This is a genomic window from Mesorhizobium sp. M0018 (assembly GCF_040323955.1).
Taxonomy (GTDB): Bacteria; Pseudomonadota; Alphaproteobacteria; order Rhizobiales; family Rhizobiaceae; genus Mesorhizobium.
Map to the genome: position 1 here is coordinate 276,897 of NZ_JAMYVL010000002.1, position 16,460 is coordinate 293,356.

A 16,460-nucleotide genomic window follows, 5' to 3' on the forward strand; every position below is an offset into this window, starting at 1 on the left:
TCAACCCCGGGCCATACGCGCTTCGCGGCCGCCGCGCCTGCGTCCGCCATTGCCATTGCCATCGCCCGGCGCGTTGACCTGCGTCCGGGCGGCAACGGCCTGGCCGCCTTCAGCAGGCTTGTAGTCCTTGTAGGTCCTGATCCAGTTGGTGCAGTTCTCGTCGGTGCCGTTCAGCACGTTGGCGCCACGCACCGCTTCCATTTCCTGCGGCCGCACCGGGTTCATGATCGCCGATGTCATGCCGGCGCCGATCACCATCGGGATGAAGGCGGCGTTGATGCCATGACGGTGCGGCAGGCCGAACGAGATGTTGGAGAGGCCGCAGGTGGTGTTGACCTTGAGCTCCTCGCGCAGCCGGCGTAGCAGGGCAAATACCTGGCGGCCGGCATCGCCCAGCGCGCCGATCGGCATGACCAGCGGGTCGACGACCACATCATGCGCCGGAATGCCGAAGTCGGCACAGCGCTGAACGATCTTCTTGGCGACGGCGAAGCGCACATCGGGATCCATCGAAATACCGGTCTCGTCGTTGGAAATGGCGACGACAGGAACGTTGTATTTCTTGATCAACGGCAGGATGGCTTCGAGCTTTTCCTCCTCGCCGGTGACGGAATTGACCAGCGGCCGGCCTTTGGCGACCTTCAGCGCCGCTTCGATTGCCGCAGTCACGGAGGAGTCGATCGACAACGGCAGGTCGACCAGGCCTTGCACGATCTCCAGCGTCTGCACCAGCAGCGCCGGCTCGGTGGCGTTGGGATCGACTGCAGTGACGCCGGCATTGACGTCGAGCATGGTCGCCCCACAGGCGGCCTGTTCCAGCGCATCCTTGATGACGGTCTCAAAATTGCCGGCGATCATTTCGGCGGCCAGCTTTTTGCGGCCGGTCGGATTGATGCGCTCGCCGATCACGCAGAAGGGCTGATCGAAGCCGATGATGATTTCTCGTGTCGCCGAGGCGACGATGGTGCGGGTCATGAAATCTCTCCATCGTGATATAAAGAGTTCTTTATATCGTTATCTGTTTCTGATCAAGCGAATGCTGACGATTCGCGCTGTCAATGCGCGGTCTTGACCATGTCGACCTGGGTTTCGGTGAGGTCGTCATGCAGTATGTGGTCGAGCCGGTCGGCAACGAGCTGGTCGTCGCGGCGGATTTCGCGTTTCCACGGCCGGCGACCCTTCAGCACGCCAGATTCGTCGACGATCTCAGCGACGTATTCTTCCTGGCGATAGGCCATCACATGGACGCCGGACACACCGGGAATTTCCTTCACCTCATTGATGATGTCGATGCAGAGCTGCTTGCCTTCCTTCTTCTGATCCTGAGCGCCTTCCAGGCGCTTGACGATCTGATCGGGAATGTGAATGCCAGGTACGTTGGAGCGGATCCATTTGGCCGTCTTGGCCGAGGCCAGCGGCCCGACGCCGCACAGGATGAAACATTTCTCGGTATAGCCGAGATCGCGGACCTTCTGCATGTAGGTGCGGAACATCGGTACGTCGAAGCAGTACTGGCTCTGCACGAACTGTGCCCCGGCGGCGATCTTCTTGCCCAGCCGATAGGGCCGGAAATCGATCGGCGGCGCAAACGGGTTGATCGCCGCGCCAAGGAAAAGCTGCGGCGGGGTCGTGAGTTTGCGGCCGGACAGGAATTTGCCGTTATCGCGCATAACGCGGCAGGTTTCGAGCAGCGACATGCAGTCGAGATCGAACACCGGCTTGGCGCCGGGCTGGTCGCCGGCTTGCACGCCGTCGCCGGTCAGGCACAGCATGTTGGCGACGCCCATCGCAGCACCCCCAAGCACGTCGCCCTGGATGGCGATGCGGTTCCGGTCGCGGCAGGCGATCTGCATGATCGGGGCATAGCCCATGCGGGTCAGCAGCGCGCAGATGCCGACCGACGACATGTGGCAGTTGGCGCCGGAAGCGTCGACGGCATTGATGGCGTCGACCCAGCCGTCGAAAATCCTGGCGCGGTTGTAGACGTCTTCCGGATCGGCGCTGTCGGGCGGATTGAGCTCGGTCGTCACTGCGAACTCGCCGCGCCTGAGGACGCGTTCCAGCCGGCCACGCGAGGTGTGGCCGGGCAGGGGATCGAGCGGCAAATGGATGCCGGCCGGATTCTCGTCTGGCTGACGGCCGATCATGCCGATGCTCCGGTCTTCGTAGTATTCCGGGCCGCATTGCGGGCGGCCGCGGCCTGCGCGGTGACCCGCAGCCAGGCGGAAGTTTCGCGCAAGGACTGATCCACCGGCTTCTGCACTTCCAAAATCTTGTCGCCATGCACCATGTTCCGCGAGCCTTCCCAGGCTTTGACCCAGACGCAAGGCATGTCAGGCTCGACCTCGCAATTGCCGTTGGCGCGGACACCGCCGCAAGGGCCGTTGCGCAATTGCTTGGGGCAGTTCATTGGGCACGACATGCCGGTCGAGGAAAGGATGCACTGGCCGCACATGCGGCAGTCGAACATGAATCCCTTGACGCGCTTTTCGACGAATTTCACAGGCCCTTCGACACGGCTGTAGCCGATGCCCTTCCACAGCGGATGGAGGAGCAGGAACATGTCGGCGAATTTGCCGTAGAACCATTCGAGCAGCCGCGAATGCCGCACAGACCAAAGCCGCACCGCGAAAGAGCGCTGCACACGCCGCTGCGGCGACACGTCGGCCGGCTTGTAGTCGGATTTCGGCGCCGCCTTCTTGACGATGGTCGCCTGGGTCACGCCGGCTTGAGCCGTCGTCGCCGGCATTGATTGGGGATCAGACATTCTCTTTGCCCCCCGCCTTGACCAGAGCGACCAGCCGCTCACGGTCGTATTTCGCATCAAGTTCCTGAAGAGCCTTCTCGGCCTCGGCTTCAAGATCGTCACTGACCGGAATGGGTTCTGCCTTGCGCCATTCGGCAAGATAGTCGTCGGTACCGCCGGCGCCGGTGCGCATGGCGCACATGTCGATCGCCTCGGTGAAGCGCAGCGGCAGTTCGCGCTTGGCGTTCTGCCGGCCCTTTTTGACGATGACCTGGGCGGGGATGTCGCGCCAGTAGACAACGATCAGATCGGCCATAATTTCCTGCTCCTGCAGAGCGCCGTGCGTCCAATCGGACGCACAAACGATGCTCTACCATTTAACTCCGCTGCATCGTGCTCTCCGAAGATCGATTCCGATCTTTTGGCCAATGCAGTGGTTTCGAGCATTGCCGGAAGCGCTGTTGGGCTGCTTGTTATGGGACGACGCGGGCGCCTTCAAAAGCGACGCAATCGACGAGCGCCGACGAAAGCGATGTCTGTTCCAGCGCAGGTCAGCCGGCGCGGCCATCGTAGCTGCCGACCAGCTTCCTGTGGAAGCGCACGTAACCTCGTTCGGTCGTGCGTAAATGCTCCGCGACGATGTCATGGAAGCGCGGCAGGCGGTGGAAGGGAACGGCCGGATAGGAATGGTGCTCGGAATGGTACGGCATGTTCCAAGCCACGAAGCGCACCAGCCTTGTGGTGAAGGTGGTGCGGGTGTTCTCGAGCATGTTGGCGACATGCGGGCACAACGCGTGCTCGGCCAGCAGGTAGGCACGCAAAAACGGCTGTCCGACCAGCACCGGCACGATCCAGACCCACAACAGCAGCGCCGACTGCGCGGCGAGCGATGCGGCCAGCAATGCCGCATAGCCGATCAGGAACAGCCGTGCTTCGGCAACCACCTTGCCGCGGCCCTTTTCCGGCACAAAGCCGTCGCGGTTGCGGCCCGCCGCATTGGTTGCGATCACACGGCCCATGGCGATCCAATAGGGGCCGCCTGACAGATAGCGCAGATATTGGCTGATGGTCTCCGGCTTCGGGGCCATCAGTTCGGGGTCGTTGTCCGGGTCGTGCGTATGGCGGTGATGGGCGAAATGGAAATAGCGGAACCATGCCGGCGGCAGCAGGATAAGGAAGCCGGCCACGGCGGCGATGGTGCGATTGAGCCGCGCCGTTCTGAACGCAGTTTCATGGATGGTCTCGTGCAACGGCGTGAAGAAGAAGACGATCAGGATTCCCTGCGGCAAGACGAGCGCGGGCCAGAACGGGATGCGAGCGGCGATCAGCGCGCCTAGCAGGATAACCAGCCCGGCATGGACCGCCAGCCGGACAATGCCTGGCCGGTCAACCCTGGCGGTGAGGTCGCGACGGTCCTCGACCGAAAGGCCGGCAATGATGGTGCGGTGGTCGATGTCGCTCATGATGCAATGTTAGTGGCGGGTGGCTGTCCGGTAAATCGGCGCGTCACCAGACGCCGTTCCTTATCCCCGTCCAGAGATAAAACCATATCGTCGGATGATACCATTGTGTCGAAGGTAGGCCGGGATCCACCGTGCCGAGCTTGCCGGCCAGCGCATCCCTGACCGCTTCGACGCAGATGTCGCGCGAGAAGGCCGCCTGCCGCAACGCGTAGCTCGAAACTGTGTCGCCGGGCTGCGGTTTGCCACGCGTCTGCCGCAGCACGCCGCCAGTGTCGACGCCGGCGTCGACCAGATGCACGGTGGTGCCGAAGTTCTCCGCATCGCCTGAAGCCAGCGCCCAGTAACCGCCGTTCATGCCACGATATTTCGGGGCGATGCCGGCATGGTAGTTGAGGACCGGGCAAGGGATTTTCGCCAGCGTCTGCCGCGACAGCAAGCGGCAGCCGGCGAGCAGCACCACACCCGGCTGGATTTCCGCAATCGCCTGCAGGCACTCCGGCGCGTTGGCCGACGAGACATAAATGATCTTTTGCCTAGGCTTCGGTTCGGTTTGCAGCTTCTGCCCGGCGGCAAGCCGTGCTGCGTGGCCGGCGAAGAAGCGCTTGCCGAGGCGCGTCAGCACCATCGTGCCGAGTTGACCGATGGCCGAGGTCCAGCCTTGCCGCCGCGCCCGCGCGAGGAGCAATTGCTTTTTGGATTCAGGAGCTTCGAGGATGACGCTGACCGGGCCGAGTTGATCGGCGAGGGCGTTGACGATCGCCCAGATATGCGGGCCGCCTTCGGTGACGACGACGATCGGCCGTTGGTTTGTTTTCGACAGTGCCATGCTCTGCGACTCCCCGCAAAGAACCTGTTCTTTGCGCGCGAATGCTAGGCTGACCGGGTTAACCCCTGGTGATCGGGCTCAGCGCTTGAATTCGAGGATATCGAGCTTCGATTCGTAATAGGGCGCCGGGAACTCGATGCGCCATTCACTGGCGCTGTTGCGGAAGGCATAGCCGACCTGATCGCTTTCCGGGCCGCTGCCGTAGGGCTTTGCCGGATCGTCGTTGACGTGGAAGGAACCGAGATAGATCGCGCGTTTCTCGCCATCGTCGAAGAAGCGGCCCTTGGTGCGTTGCGAGCCGGTGATCTTTTCCAGTCTCCAGCCAGAACCGTCGTCGCTCACCTCGCATTTGAACCAGCCATAGATGACGAGCGGGCTCAATCCGCCGGCCTTGATGGTGCGGCATTGCCATTTGCCGGTCAGGTCCCTGTCAGAGAAGGGAACCAGCGGCTTTGCCAGCAAAGCGTCGAGCTGCTTGACCTCGGCGGGATCGCCGGCCTTCGCCTCGTCAAGCGCTGCCTTGCGCGTCTCGCCATATTTGTTGAGCCGCGCCTTGTCGGCAGCCGTTATCAGCGTCTGCACCTCGCCATCGGCGAACGCGGGCATGGTCAAGCAGAGGACAGTTGCTGCGGCAAACATGAGGCGAGCGATCATCGGTGGCGTTTCCTTTTTGATGGCTGGAGCAGGCTGTTTTCTTGTCTGGCGCATACCTTAATGTTTCGCCGCGTTCTGTCATCCGTGCCTGAGCATCGACAGCAGAAACGAGGTGGAAAGAATGCGGATCTTGCTGACGGGATCGTCCGGTTGGCTGGGCAGCGCCTTGGCGCCGCGCCTGCGGGCTCTTGGCCATGACGTCACCGGCCTCGATCCCGTTCCGTCTTCGGAAACGCCGATCGTCGGCTCAGTGGCCGATCGCGACCTGGTCATGAGGGCGGTCGAGGGGAACCGCGTCGAGGCCATCATCCATAGCGGCGCGCTGCACAAGCCTGACATCGAACGTTATCGCAACGAGGATTTCGTCGAGACGAATGTGCGCGGCACGCTCAACCTGCTCGACGCGGCGGCAGCATTCGGCGTTCAGCGTTTCGTGTTCACGTCGACGACGTCGCTGATGATTTCCCAAACCATTCGCGCCGGCTTCACCGGCGGGACGCGCAAGGCGGCATGGCTGACGGAAGACATGTCGCCTGAACCGCGCAACATCTACGGCGTCACCAAGCTTTCAGCCGAACAGCTCTGCCGGCTCTATCATTTGCAGTTCGGCCTGCCGGTGATCGTGTTGCGCACCGCCCGGTTTTTTCCCGAGGCGGACGACATGGCGCACGTGATCGAACAGTCGGATGCCAACACCAAGGCCAATGAGCTGTTGTTCCGCCGGCTGACGGTGGAGGACGCAGCCGACGCCCACATCGCTGCCCTGGAGAAAGCGCCGCAATTGGGCTTCGACACTTTCATCATCTCGGCACCGACGCCTTTCCAGCCCGAAGATTGCGCGGCCTTGATCGCCGACGCGCCGTCGGTCGTGGCGCGCTATTTTCCGGATTATCCGGCGCTCTACGCGAAGAAAGGCTGGACGATGTTTTCGTCGATCGACCGGGTCTATGACGCGTCGCGGGCGCAGGAAGCGGCTGGGTTTCATCTGCAAGACGAGCTTTGCCGATGTGCTCGCCCGGCTTGTGGCGGAATAAGAGCGCGGGTATTCGTCAGGAATGCGCGTCACTGGGAGAGGTAGTTGGGAGTAACAATCTACTTTGAAGGACAGTTACGGGGTCACGAGCAATATGCTGCTTTGCTGCACGAAGCCAAGGCGTTCGCCATTGCGCGAGACTGGCCGGTGCGCGAGATCGATGAGCGCGAGAAGACGCTCAATCGAGTCATTGATGAACGAAACGTGGACTATATTGGCCCTGTGTTTGGAATAGAGCTTCAACCGCATCCCAATTCGGAACCGCTGCGGCTTGAGTTCGACAAGCACCTCTTCGTTCAACAACACTGTAAAACTCAGTTTTCAGGTGCAGGCGCTCATATCGAGATCATCAGCTTTCTTCGCGAAATTACTCGCTTGTTCTCCAGTCTCAATGTCGTCGATGAAGGGGCGTATTGGGAGCTAAGTGATCCGTCAATTCTGCAAAGTAATTTTGACAATGTCGATGCAATGCTTGCCGAAATATTGCTTAAAGATCCAACCGCGCGGGGACCGATCCGCCTTGAAACCGGGCGCATTATCGATGTCATATCGGATCGGTGAATCGGTGGGCGAAAATGAACGGCAGCCTCCGGCAAACGCTTAGAGGACGCTATTTCTTTTACGAATGTGCTGAGGCGCTGGCCAGTTCCTTCGTCAGGTCACCATAGCCGGTCGAGCGGCGCTCATAGGCGAGGCCGAGCATTTTCGCCGCCTTTTCGGCGACCTTGTCGAGTTCCGGGTCGTTGGTCTGAGCGATATAGATCAGCTTCTCGTAGTTGCCGAAATAGTCCTTGATCAGCTCCGGGTGCTTGTCGAGGCCGAGCGGCTTCATGAAGAAGGCATCGAATTGCCGGCAGAGGAAGTCGGTCATGTAGAACGACATCATGTCGTCATCGGCGACCTTCGCATAGGCATCCATGCCCTGGTAGAAAGCAAAGCAATGCGGCCCGGCCATGCGCTCGACGCCATGCTTCTCGCAGATCCGATCGAGCAGGCCACCCGTGCCGCAATCGGCATAGCCGACGAAGATGTGTCTGTAGCCGTCGGTCTTGGCCTTCTCGATAGCCTTGTCCATGGCCGGCGCGATGCGGTCCGGATAGAAATGGAACTCCGCCGGCAGGCAGGTCAGGTCGAGATGGTCGAGCCCGAGCTGCTCCTTGACCGCCAAAACTTCGCGCGCGATCATCCCGCAGGCGATGACGAGCAGCCTGTCGCCTTGATCGGATTGTTGTTTTCGCGCGGTAGTCATGGAACCAGTCTAATCGATCTTCGTTGCTGTCCAGCGAATTTATATGCTGAGGGAGACACCATTCATGAAATTGTTCCGCGTCGCGCCAATCGCTATTCTCGCCTGCGCCTTGGCTGTTTCGGCCTGCGCCAACACGGTGCGCGGCGTCGGTAAGGATATCAAATCCACTGCGAAGGCAGTTGACGATACCGTCAAGAAACCCTGATCCGCACGGCTCTCAACATTTGGGAATAAAAAAGCCGCACTGCAAGGCGCGGCTTTTCTTGTTCGTGCCGGACTTATTGGCTCAGGCCGAAGCGCGGACGTTGTGCTTGCGCTTCATGAAGTCCTTGGCGGTCTCGACTGCCACCGCGGCGTCGCGGCAATAGGCGTCGGCGCCGACGGCTTTGCCGAATTCCTCGTTGAGCGGTGCGCCGCCGACCAGTACGACATAGTCGTCGCGAATGCCTTTTTCCTTCATCGTATCGATGACGACCTTCATGTAAGGCATGGTCGTCGTCAGCAGGGCCGACATGCCGATGATGTCGGGCTGGTGCTTTTCGATGGCATCGAGATATTTTTCGACCGCATTGTTGATGCCGAGGTCGATGACATCGAAGCCGGCGCCTTCCATCATCATGCCGACCAGGTTCTTGCCGATGTCGTGGATGTCGCCCTTGACGGTGCCGATCACCATCTTGCCCTGCTTCGGCGCGCCTGTGGCGACAAGCAGCGGACGCAGGATGAACATGCCGGCCTTCATCGCGTTGGCCGACAGCAGCACTTCGGGAACGAACAGGATGCCGTCGCGGAAATCCTCGCCGACGATACGCATGCCCTCGACCAGAGCCTCGGTCAACACCTTGTAAGGCGCCCAGCCGCGCTCGAGAAGGATATTGGTGCCTTCCTCGATTTCTTCCTTCAACCCGTCATAAAGATCGTCGTGCATCTGCTGCACCAACTCGTCGTCGGAGAGTTCCGAAAGGATGATCTCGTCGTCGGCCATTTTTTCTCAGGCTCCTTGCCGGCTACAACTATCGCGGCAGCTTAAAAATATCGCGTCAATACCTAACCCGCACGGGCCGGTTGTCCATAGCTGATTTGCGACTTCCCGCAAAACGAAAGCGACCGTAAATCTCTTGGAATTCTTGTCGATTTTGCGACAGGCGTTGGCGCTGGCGGGCCGTTTCGAATAGGGTGCATGGCTACGATCCGGCCAGAGACCGCAATATGCGGCCGCAAACGGATTTCAGGCCGGTACAACAGCCCGGCCGGAGTAAATCAGGCCAGAACGAAAGCCAGGGAAGAACGATTATGAGTGAGAACGCGCCGGTCGATCAGGAAGCGTCAAACGCACGGCGCGGGCGCGCTGCCAGCGGTGGCGCCGCAGCCCGACGGGCCGCGCGTTCGGGCGGCGGCCCCGGCACACAGCTCACCTATATCAAGCGCAAGATCAACGTCTATGAAGTGCTGGACGAGGAAGGGCTGGCGCTGATCGAAAAGAACACCGATACGGTGCTGGAGGAGATCGGCATCATCTTCCGCGACGACGCCGAGGCGCTGCAGCTTTGGAAAGAGGCGGGCGCCGACGTCAAGGGCGAGCGGGTGCATTTCCCCAAGGGCCTCTGCCGCTCGCTGTTGAAGACCGCTCCGTCCGTCTATACCCAGCACGCCCGCAACGGCGAGCGCTCGGTGCAGATCGGCGGCAACGCGACAGTGTTCGCGCCGGTCTATGGACCGCCCTTCGTGCGCGATCTCGACGGCGTCAGGCGCTATGCGACGATCGAGGATTTCCGGAATTTCGTGAAACTCGCCTATATGGCGCCGTCGATCCACCATTCGGGCGGCACGGTTTGCGAGCCGGTCGACGTGCCGGTCAACAAACGGCATCTCGACATGGTCTACAGCCATATCAAATATTCGGACAAGCCGTTCATGGGCTCGGTGACCGCGCCCGAGCGCGCGGAAGATACGGTGGCGATGGCCAAGATCGTGTTCGGTGACGATTTCGTCGAGAACAACACGGTGCTGACCAGCCTGATCAACGCCAACTCGCCGATGGTCTTCGACGAGACCATGCTGGGAGCGCTGAAGGTCTATTCGCGCCACAATCAGGCCTGTATCGTCACGCCGTTCATCCTTGCCGGTGCGATGAGCCCGGTGACGGTCGCCGGCACGCTGACCCAGGTTTTAGCCGAGGTTCTGGCGGGAGCGTCGTTCACCCAGCTGATCCGGCCGGGTGCGCCGGTGCTGTTCGGCACCTTCGCCTCGTCGATCTCGATGCAGTCGGGCGCGCCGACCTTCGGCACGCCGGAGCCGTCGCTGGTCTCGTATGGCGCCGCACAGCTTGCCCGTCGGCTCGGCCTGCCGTTTCGCACCGGCGGTTCGCTCTGTGCTTCAAAAATCCCCGATGCGCAGGCCGCCTACGAGAGCGCCAACACGCTGAACTCGACGATCCTCGCCGGCACCAACTTCGTGCTGCATTCGGCCGGCTGGCTCGAGGGCGGTCTCGCCTCCTGCTACGAAAAGTTCATGATGGATATCGACCAGCTCGGCATGACGCAGAAGTTCTCTGAGGGTGTCGACCTGTCGGAAAACGGCCAGGCGATGGACGCCATCCGCCAGGTCGGCCCAGGCAGCCACTATCTCGGCTGCGATCACACCCAGGCCAATTTCCAGACCGCGTTCTACCGCTCCAACATCGCCGATAACAATTCCTACGAGCAATGGCTGGCCGAAGGCGAAAAAACCGCGCCGCAGCGCGCCAACGAGCTCGCCCGCCGCTGGCTGGAGAGCTACGAGGCGCCGTATCTCGACCCGGGCATCGACGACGGGCTGAAGGACTTCATCGCCAGGAAGAAGGCGTCGATGGCCGACGCCTTCACCTGAAAGGAGCCCGAATCAGGCGGGGCTAAAGTCGCCAACATCATCCACAAGGAAGTCTGGCGGAGCGCCTTCTCCGACCCGGACAAGAAGGGATGATCCCGAGCGCGGCATGACTCAAACAATCGCGGCGGCACTTTCCGTCCATGGCCTTATGCTTCGCGGCGGCTTCAATTTTGCAGGTGCTGAAGAAAAACCCTCCGGTCTCTCCGGCGCTGCCGCCAGATCCGTTCTGCTGGTGGGGCAGGCGGGTGCCGCACCTTGGCCGCACTTCCTGCGCTGGTTGGAGAAACAGTCACAGCCGATCGACGATCCGCTCGACAGATGGTCTCGCGAAGTGATCGGCGCGGTGGCCGGAAAATTCGGGGCGCGCGCCGTGTCACCGTCCGACAGACCGTATCTGCCGTTCCAGCAATGGGCGGTGCGGGCGGAGGGCTTGCGGCCGTCGCCGCTCGGCATCCTCATGCATCCGCAATACGGGCTCTGGCACGCCTATCGCGGCGCGCTGCTGTTCGAAAATGAGATTGCGCTCCAACAACCCCACGAGGTGGTTCACCTTTGCGATACATGTTTGGAAAAACCTTGCCTGAAATCCTGTCCGGTCGAGGCTTATTCTGCGAATGGTTTTGCACATGAAACCTGTCTGGCCCATGTGCGCGGGCAAAACGGCGCGCCCTGCCGGACCGGCGGCTGCCTTGATCGCAACGCCTGTCCTTACGGTACCGATTATCGCTATCCGGCCGAGGTTCAGGCCTTTCACATGGCAGCATTCGCGCGTCTGTAGCGTCGCCGAATGCCGCACGAAATCTTGAAGCAGATCGCCTCATTACAGCTTGCGGCGACGGTCAGCGCGGATATCTATCGCACGACATGTCAACGGAGCGGGCGATGGCCAAGCAAGCGATCCAGATCAAGACGAGTGACGGCGTGGCCAAAGCCGGGCTGTTCCGCTCGGCAGCCCCAGCCAAGGCAGCGATCATCCTCTACATGGACGCTTTTGGCCCGCGACCGGCGCTCGACCAGATGGCGGAAAGGCTTACCGACGAAGGCTATGCGGTGCTGGTGCCGGACCTTTTTTACCGCAACGCGCCCTACGGCCCTTTCGAAGCCAAGACTGCGTTCAGTGACGAGAGGAGCAAGGCCGCAATCACAGGTCTCGTCGGCGGCACGACCCAGGAGATGACGATCCGCGACAGCGGCGCGTTCCTCGATGCGCTCGCTGCCCAAGGCCTGACCGGGCCGGTCGGCATTGTCGGCTACTGCATGGGCGGAGCGCGGGCGCTGAACGCGGCGGCCACCTATTCCGACCGCATCGCCGCTGCTGCCAGTTTCCACGGTGGCAATCTGGCCGGTGACGCCGCCGACAGTCCGCACCGGAAGGCCGCCTCACTCAAGGCAAGGGTCTATATCGGCACTGCCGGTGTCGACCGCAGCTTTCCGCCGGAGCAATCGGCGCGGCTCGCCGAAACACTGCGCGCCGCCAAGGTCGATCATGTCATAGAGAACTATGCCGGCATGGCGCATGGCTGGTGCATGCCGGACCATAGTGCCTTCGATGCAGCCGGCGCCGAACGCCACTGGAAGCGGCTGACGACGCTGTTTGCGGAGACGCTCGGCCAAGTCACGCCAACCATTACGACGTGACCGCCCGCCAAAAAATTCTTTCCATCGCCCCAAGGAACCGCCATTAGCCTTCGTCCAACAGGCAAATGATGGCGATGATGCTGGACGAAAGCGAAGCCTCCGACGCCGAACTGATCGGACGGGCGAAGGGCGGAGACCGGGGTGCTTTCGGCAAGTTGCTCGAAAGGCACTATGGTTTCGTCTATCGCGCCGCCTATCGTTGGTGCGGGAAAAAGGCCGACGCCGAGGACATCGCCCAGGAAGTCTGCGTCCGGCTCGGGCGGGCGATCCGCGACTATCACGGCAGCGGTGCCTTCACGACGTGGCTCTACATCATGACGCTGAATGCGGCGCGCGACATGATGCGCAAGACCGCCCGCGAGACGGTCAAGACCGAGGCCTATGGCGCCTATGCGCTGATTTCGGGGGAAATCTCGTCTGAGCCGGAAGACCCGGCCGAGCCGCTCTGGGCAGCGGTGCGCAAGCTGCCGGACAAGCAGCGCGATGCGGTGCTGCTGGTTTATGGCGAAGGGCTGAGCCACGCCGCCGCCGCCGAGGCGATGGCGATCTCGGAGACAACGGTTTCCTGGCACATCCATGAAGCGAAGAAACGGCTGAAGACGCTGATGCGTTCAGCCGGGGAAGTGTGACCATGGTCGACGACAACGAACTGAACAGACTGCGCGACATCGCAGCACCGGCGCCGGACGCGGACGCAAAGGCGCGTGCCCTCCAGGCCGCGCTGCGCGCCTATGACATGGAAGAAAAAACTTTGCCGGGCGCCCAAGGATCGGTGAGCGGGCTTCGTCTCACAGAGCGAGCACAAAGGCTCTGGAGCGAAATCATGCAAAAGAAACTCTTCGCCACGCCGGCCATTGCCGGGCTCGTTGCCCTGCCGATCGCCGGATACGCTACCATTTATATGCTGGGGGAATCCAAATTCGACGGGCCCGAATTCGGCGGGGATAAGATCACCGAAACGCTGGCTGACAAGCCGACGACCGTCAAACCGCCGGTCGTTGCCGAAGCGGACAAGCAGAAGAAGGCGGACGCCGACAGTGAAAGCCGTAACGCCGGCGAGGCGCTTGTGGCGCCGACATCGCCGCCGAAGGCGGAATCGACCGCAGTCGGCGGGCTGACGCAGCAGGATGTGCTCAGCCGCAATGCACCCGAACCGCAGCCGAGCAGCGAGCTTGCGTTGAACGGCGACGCAAGCTCCGCGGCCCCTTCAGCCGATGGCGGCGCGCGGGTCGGCCGCATGCCTGGCACGGTTGCCGAGCCCAAGCTGATGGCACAGCAGCCCGCCGCTGCGCCGGCCGACCAGATGCTGCCGCAAGAGGAAAACCGCGACCGCGTCGAGAATTTCAAGACCAACCCGGTGCATGCCGCACTTGAAGACCCGGTCTCGACCTTCTCGATCGATGTCGACACCGCTTCCTATTCCTTCGTCCGGCGCTCGCTGAAGGAAGGCTTTATCCCGCAGGCCGACACGGTTCGCGTCGAGGAGATGGTTAACTACTTCCCCTATGACTGGAAAGGCCCGGACTCCGCCTCGACGCCGTTCAACTCGACCGTCAGCGTCATGCCGTCGCCGTGGAACGAGCACACCAGGCTGATGCATGTCGCCATCAAGGGTTTCGACGTGAAGCCGGCCGAGCAGCCCAGGGCCAATCTGGTCTTCCTGATCGATGTGTCGGGGTCGATGAACGAGCAGGACAAGCTTCCGCTCCTGCAGTCGGCCTTCCGACTGCTGGTCAACAAGCTGAGACTTGACGACACCGTCTCGATCGTCACCTATGCGGGCGATGCCGGTACCGTGCTGGAGCCCACCAAGGCTTCGGAAAAGGACAAGATCCTCGCTGCCATCGACAATCTGACATCCGGCGGCTCGACGGCAGGCGAGGCCGGCATCAAGGAAGCCTACAGGCTGGCGCAGAAATCCTTCGTCAAGGACGGCATCAATCGGGTGATGCTCGCCACCGATGGCGACTTCAATGTCGGCCAGACCGACGACGACGACCTGAAGCGGCTGATCGAAAAGGAGCGCAAGACAGGCGTATTCCTGTCGGTGTTCGGCTTCGGCCGCGACAATCTGAACGACCAGATGATGCAGACCATCGCCCAGAACGGCAATGGCACTGCTGCCTACATCGATACGTTGGCGGAGGCCGAGAAGGTGCTGGTCGAGGATGCCTCCTCGACGCTGTTCACCATCGCCAAGGACGTGAAGATCCAGGTCGAGTTCAACCCGAACAAGGTCTCGGAGTACCGGCTGATTGGCTACGAAACCCGCGCCTTGAATCGAGAGGATTTCAACAATGACCGGGTCGATGCCGGCGAGATCGGCTCAGGTCATTCAGTCACCGCAATCTACGAGATCACGCCTAAGGGCAGCGGCGGCGAACAGATCGACCAGCTGCGCTACGGCCAGGCCTCGGTGAACAATGGCGGTGTCGCCAATGCCGACGAATATGCTTTCGTCAAGATCCGCTACAAACTGCCGAACGAGGACACCTCGAAGCTGATCACCACGCCGGTAACGTCAGCCAACGAGGTGGCGTCGTTCGACCAGGCCAGCACCGACCAGCGTTTCTCCGTTGCCGTTGCTGCGTTCGGCCAGAAGCTGCGCGACGAGGATGCGACCGCGAAGTTCGGCTACGACAAGATCATGGAGATTGCCACCGCTGCCAGGGGAGCCGACCCATTTGGGTACAGGTCCGAGTTCCTCTCGCTCGTGCGCCTTGCCTCGGCGCTCGGCGGTAACCGGTAGTGGCAATGACGGCCGGTTTCTTTCAGATGGGATCGTTCTGATAGGGGGAGCCGGCCTACGGGCGGGTGAGGCAGGCCGGCGAGGGAAACCTTGCCGGCCTTTTTTCGCGGCCGCACTGCTTCGCGCGGACCATGTCGCAGACGAAAGCGTCAGGCGCGTCCGCGGCGCCGCTCGCGGCGGGCTTCGCTGGTCTCGGCGACATTGACCGTAGCCTGCTTGTTGCGCATCGGGCCGATGCGTTCGACGATCTGCTCGACGGTCGGGCGATCCGACTTGGTGTGCGCATCGAGCGCCTTGCGCATTGCGGCGAGGTGCTGGAACGAGGTGCCGCAGCAGCCGCCGACGATTTTGGCGCCGGCATCGACGGCGAGGCGCACATAGTCGGCCATCAGCTCGGGTGTGCCGGAATAGTAGATCTCGGCACCGCGAAATTCGGGAATGCCGCAATTGCCCTTGACGATCACCGTTGCTTCCGGCTTCGCCTCGGTCATGTCGAGCAGCGACGCGAGAATGTCGGAGGCGCCGACACCGCAATTGGCGCCGACACCGAGCGGTGTCTGCGACAGGCCATCGACGACGCCGTGGATGTCCTTCGGCAGCAGTCCCATCATGGTGCGGCCGGCGGTGTCGAAGGAGCCGGTATAGGTATAGGGCAGGCCGACGCGGATGGCGGCTTCGGCGGCGGCGCGGATTTCGTCAGGCGCCGACATGGTTTCGATCCAGGCGACTTCGGCGCCGCCGGCCTTCAGCCCCTCAATCTGCTCGGCAAAGGCTTCGACCGCCTCGTCATAGGTCATGGCGCCGAGCGGCACCAGCAGCTCGCCGGTCGGGCCGACGGAGCCGGCCACGATCACCTTGCGGCCGGCGTTGCCGGCGACGGCGCTTGCGATCTCGGCCGCGCGCTTGTTCAGCGCATAGACCCGGTCCTGCGCGTGGTGCAGCTTGAGCCGATGGCGGGTGCCGCCAAAAGAGTTGGTCAGGATGATGTCGGCGCCGGCATCGACAAAGTTCTGGTGCAGGCTGGTGATGGTGTCGGGCGCGGTCTCGTTCAAGAGCTCGGGAGCCTCTCCGGCCTCAAGGCCCATGGCGAACAGATTCGTGCCGGTGGCGCCATCGGCGAGCAGGACGCCCTTTTCGGCAAGCAGAGCGTCGATCGGATTGGTCATGTGAAATACGCCTTCCCGGAAGAATAACTGAGATAAGGATATAAAGAATTCTTTATGTGCCGTCAATG

At 61.8% G+C, this 16,460-nt stretch carries 18 protein-coding genes; 8 read left to right on the top strand and 10 right to left on the bottom strand.

Annotated features, from left to right (window positions below; genetic code table 11):
• From NKJ81_RS03605 to NKJ81_RS03635, 7 genes are all read right to left on the bottom strand, one after another.
• Complete coding sequence (locus tag NKJ81_RS03605) at positions 1 to 975, bottom strand: methyltetrahydrofolate cobalamin methyltransferase (protein WP_023676516.1); 975 nt, start codon at positions 973 to 975, stop codon at positions 1 to 3.
• Between the two features lie 80 nt (positions 976 to 1,055).
• On the bottom strand, positions 1,056 to 2,147 hold the full coding sequence (locus tag NKJ81_RS03610; protein WP_023676515.1) for a methylenetetrahydrofolate reductase: 1,092 nt from the start codon (positions 2,145 to 2,147) through the stop codon (positions 1,056 to 1,058).
• Complete coding sequence (locus tag NKJ81_RS03615) at positions 2,144 to 2,767, bottom strand: methylenetetrahydrofolate reductase C-terminal domain-containing protein (RefSeq protein ID WP_352454616.1); 624 nt, start codon at positions 2,765 to 2,767, stop codon at positions 2,144 to 2,146. The genes NKJ81_RS03610 and NKJ81_RS03615 overlap by 4 nt, the downstream gene beginning before the upstream one ends.
• Positions 2,760 to 3,062, bottom strand: a complete 303-nt coding sequence (locus NKJ81_RS03620; RefSeq protein WP_352539655.1) for a virulence factor — start codon at positions 3,060 to 3,062, stop codon at positions 2,760 to 2,762. Before NKJ81_RS03620 ends, NKJ81_RS03615 begins: the two co-directional genes overlap by 8 nt.
• A 235-nt stretch (positions 3,063 to 3,297) precedes the next feature.
• On the bottom strand, positions 3,298 to 4,209 hold the full coding sequence (locus NKJ81_RS03625; protein WP_352539656.1) for a fatty acid desaturase: 912 nt from the start codon (positions 4,207 to 4,209) through the stop codon (positions 3,298 to 3,300).
• A gap of 43 nt (positions 4,210 to 4,252) precedes the next feature.
• Positions 4,253 to 5,035: a formyl transferase gene (locus NKJ81_RS03630; RefSeq protein WP_352539657.1), complete on the bottom strand. Its 783-nt coding sequence runs from the start codon at positions 5,033 to 5,035 to the stop codon at positions 4,253 to 4,255.
• A gap of 78 nt (positions 5,036 to 5,113) precedes the next feature.
• Positions 5,114 to 5,689, bottom strand: coding sequence for a DUF4893 domain-containing protein (locus tag NKJ81_RS03635; RefSeq protein WP_352470292.1), 576 nt, complete (start codon positions 5,687 to 5,689; stop codon positions 5,114 to 5,116).
• A gap of 121 nt (positions 5,690 to 5,810) precedes the next feature.
• On the opposite strand from NKJ81_RS03635, the gene NKJ81_RS03640 reads away from it, so the two are divergent.
• Together NKJ81_RS03640 and NKJ81_RS03645 are read left to right on the top strand one after the other, a co-directional pair.
• Positions 5,811 to 6,767, top strand: coding sequence for an NAD-dependent epimerase/dehydratase family protein (locus NKJ81_RS03640; RefSeq protein ID WP_352539658.1), 957 nt, complete (start codon positions 5,811 to 5,813; stop codon positions 6,765 to 6,767).
• Positions 6,768 to 7,283 carry a hypothetical protein gene (locus NKJ81_RS03645; RefSeq protein WP_352539659.1) on the top strand — a complete coding sequence of 172 codons (516 nt, stop codon included), beginning with the start codon at positions 6,768 to 6,770 and terminating at the stop codon, positions 7,281 to 7,283.
• Positions 7,284 to 7,341: 58 nt separating this feature from the next.
• On the opposite strand, the gene NKJ81_RS03650 is transcribed toward NKJ81_RS03645, so the two are convergent.
• Positions 7,342 to 7,971 carry a DUF1638 domain-containing protein gene (locus NKJ81_RS03650; protein ID WP_352539660.1) on the bottom strand — a complete coding sequence of 210 codons (630 nt, stop codon included), beginning with the start codon at positions 7,969 to 7,971 and terminating at the stop codon, positions 7,342 to 7,344.
• A gap of 64 nt (positions 7,972 to 8,035) precedes the next feature.
• On the opposite strand from NKJ81_RS03650, the gene NKJ81_RS03655 reads away from it, so the two are divergent.
• Positions 8,036 to 8,176 (top strand): entericidin A/B family lipoprotein, encoded by a 141-nt coding sequence (locus NKJ81_RS03655; RefSeq protein WP_023676507.1) that lies wholly within the window; start codon positions 8,036 to 8,038, stop codon positions 8,174 to 8,176.
• 81 nt (positions 8,177 to 8,257) lie between these two features.
• Here NKJ81_RS03655 and NKJ81_RS03660 read toward each other — a convergent pair whose 3' ends face one another.
• Positions 8,258 to 8,956, bottom strand: a complete 699-nt coding sequence (locus NKJ81_RS03660) for a cobalamin B12-binding domain-containing protein (protein ID WP_023676506.1) — start codon at positions 8,954 to 8,956, stop codon at positions 8,258 to 8,260.
• Positions 8,957 to 9,264: 308 nt separating this feature from the next.
• Here NKJ81_RS03660 and NKJ81_RS03665 point away from each other — a divergent pair, with 308 nt between their 5' ends.
• From NKJ81_RS03665 to NKJ81_RS03685, 5 genes are all read left to right on the top strand, one after another.
• Positions 9,265 to 10,839, top strand: coding sequence for a trimethylamine methyltransferase family protein (locus NKJ81_RS03665; RefSeq protein WP_292654762.1), 1,575 nt, complete (start codon positions 9,265 to 9,267; stop codon positions 10,837 to 10,839).
• Positions 10,840 to 10,987: 148 nt separating this feature from the next.
• Positions 10,988 to 11,617, top strand: coding sequence for a hypothetical protein (locus tag NKJ81_RS03670; protein ID WP_352539661.1), 630 nt, complete (start codon positions 10,988 to 10,990; stop codon positions 11,615 to 11,617).
• Between the two features lie 104 nt (positions 11,618 to 11,721).
• Positions 11,722 to 12,477: a dienelactone hydrolase family protein gene (locus NKJ81_RS03675; RefSeq protein ID WP_352539662.1), complete on the top strand. Its 756-nt coding sequence runs from the start codon at positions 11,722 to 11,724 to the stop codon at positions 12,475 to 12,477.
• A 68-nt stretch (positions 12,478 to 12,545) separates the two neighbouring features.
• Positions 12,546 to 13,106 carry an RNA polymerase sigma factor gene (locus NKJ81_RS03680; protein WP_352539663.1) on the top strand — a complete coding sequence of 187 codons (561 nt, stop codon included), beginning with the start codon at positions 12,546 to 12,548 and terminating at the stop codon, positions 13,104 to 13,106.
• 2 nt (positions 13,107 to 13,108) lie between these two features.
• Complete coding sequence (locus tag NKJ81_RS03685) at positions 13,109 to 15,226, top strand: vWA domain-containing protein (protein WP_352539664.1); 2,118 nt, start codon at positions 13,109 to 13,111, stop codon at positions 15,224 to 15,226.
• A gap of 149 nt (positions 15,227 to 15,375) precedes the next feature.
• Here the strand turns inward: NKJ81_RS03685 and bmt are convergent, their stop codons facing one another.
• Positions 15,376 to 16,392, bottom strand: a complete 1,017-nt coding sequence (gene bmt, locus NKJ81_RS03690) for a betaine--homocysteine S-methyltransferase (protein ID WP_352454606.1) — start codon at positions 16,390 to 16,392, stop codon at positions 15,376 to 15,378.
• Positions 16,393 to 16,460: the final 68 nt, after the last annotated feature.

Excerpts from the sequence above, each read along its gene's own strand:
- NKJ81_RS03675 (WP_352539662.1), top strand. The coding sequence starts at position 11,722 with ATGGCCAAGCAAGCGATCCAGATCAAGACGAGTGACGGCGTGGCCAAA.
- NKJ81_RS03605 (WP_023676516.1), bottom strand. The coding sequence starts at position 975 with ATGACCCGCACCATCGTCGCCTCGGCGACACGAGAAATCATCATCGGC.
- NKJ81_RS03680 (WP_352539663.1), top strand. The coding sequence starts at position 12,546 with ATGGCGATGATGCTGGACGAAAGCGAAGCCTCCGACGCCGAACTGATC.
- NKJ81_RS03625 (WP_352539656.1), bottom strand. The coding sequence starts at position 4,209 with ATGAGCGACATCGACCACCGCACCATCATTGCCGGCCTTTCGGTCGAG.
- NKJ81_RS03650 (WP_352539660.1), bottom strand. The coding sequence starts at position 7,971 with ATGACTACCGCGCGAAAACAACAATCCGATCAAGGCGACAGGCTGCTC.
- NKJ81_RS03670 (WP_352539661.1), top strand. The coding sequence starts at position 10,988 with ATGCTTCGCGGCGGCTTCAATTTTGCAGGTGCTGAAGAAAAACCCTCC.
- NKJ81_RS03630 (WP_352539657.1), bottom strand. The coding sequence starts at position 5,035 with ATGGCACTGTCGAAAACAAACCAACGGCCGATCGTCGTCGTCACCGAA.
- bmt (WP_352454606.1), bottom strand. The coding sequence starts at position 16,392 with ATGACCAATCCGATCGACGCTCTGCTTGCCGAAAAGGGCGTCCTGCTC.
- NKJ81_RS03615 (WP_352454616.1), bottom strand. The coding sequence starts at position 2,767 with ATGTCTGATCCCCAATCAATGCCGGCGACGACGGCTCAAGCCGGCGTG.
- NKJ81_RS03665 (WP_292654762.1), top strand. The coding sequence starts at position 9,265 with ATGAGTGAGAACGCGCCGGTCGATCAGGAAGCGTCAAACGCACGGCGC.
- NKJ81_RS03635 (WP_352470292.1), bottom strand. The coding sequence starts at position 5,689 with ATGATCGCTCGCCTCATGTTTGCCGCAGCAACTGTCCTCTGCTTGACC.
- NKJ81_RS03620 (WP_352539655.1), bottom strand. The coding sequence starts at position 3,062 with ATGGCCGATCTGATCGTTGTCTACTGGCGCGACATCCCCGCCCAGGTC.
- NKJ81_RS03610 (WP_023676515.1), bottom strand. The coding sequence starts at position 2,147 with ATGATCGGCCGTCAGCCAGACGAGAATCCGGCCGGCATCCATTTGCCG.
- NKJ81_RS03660 (WP_023676506.1), bottom strand. The coding sequence starts at position 8,956 with ATGGCCGACGACGAGATCATCCTTTCGGAACTCTCCGACGACGAGTTG.
- NKJ81_RS03685 (WP_352539664.1), top strand. The coding sequence starts at position 13,109 with ATGGTCGACGACAACGAACTGAACAGACTGCGCGACATCGCAGCACCG.
- NKJ81_RS03655 (WP_023676507.1), top strand. The coding sequence starts at position 8,036 with ATGAAATTGTTCCGCGTCGCGCCAATCGCTATTCTCGCCTGCGCCTTG.
- NKJ81_RS03640 (WP_352539658.1), top strand. The coding sequence starts at position 5,811 with ATGCGGATCTTGCTGACGGGATCGTCCGGTTGGCTGGGCAGCGCCTTG.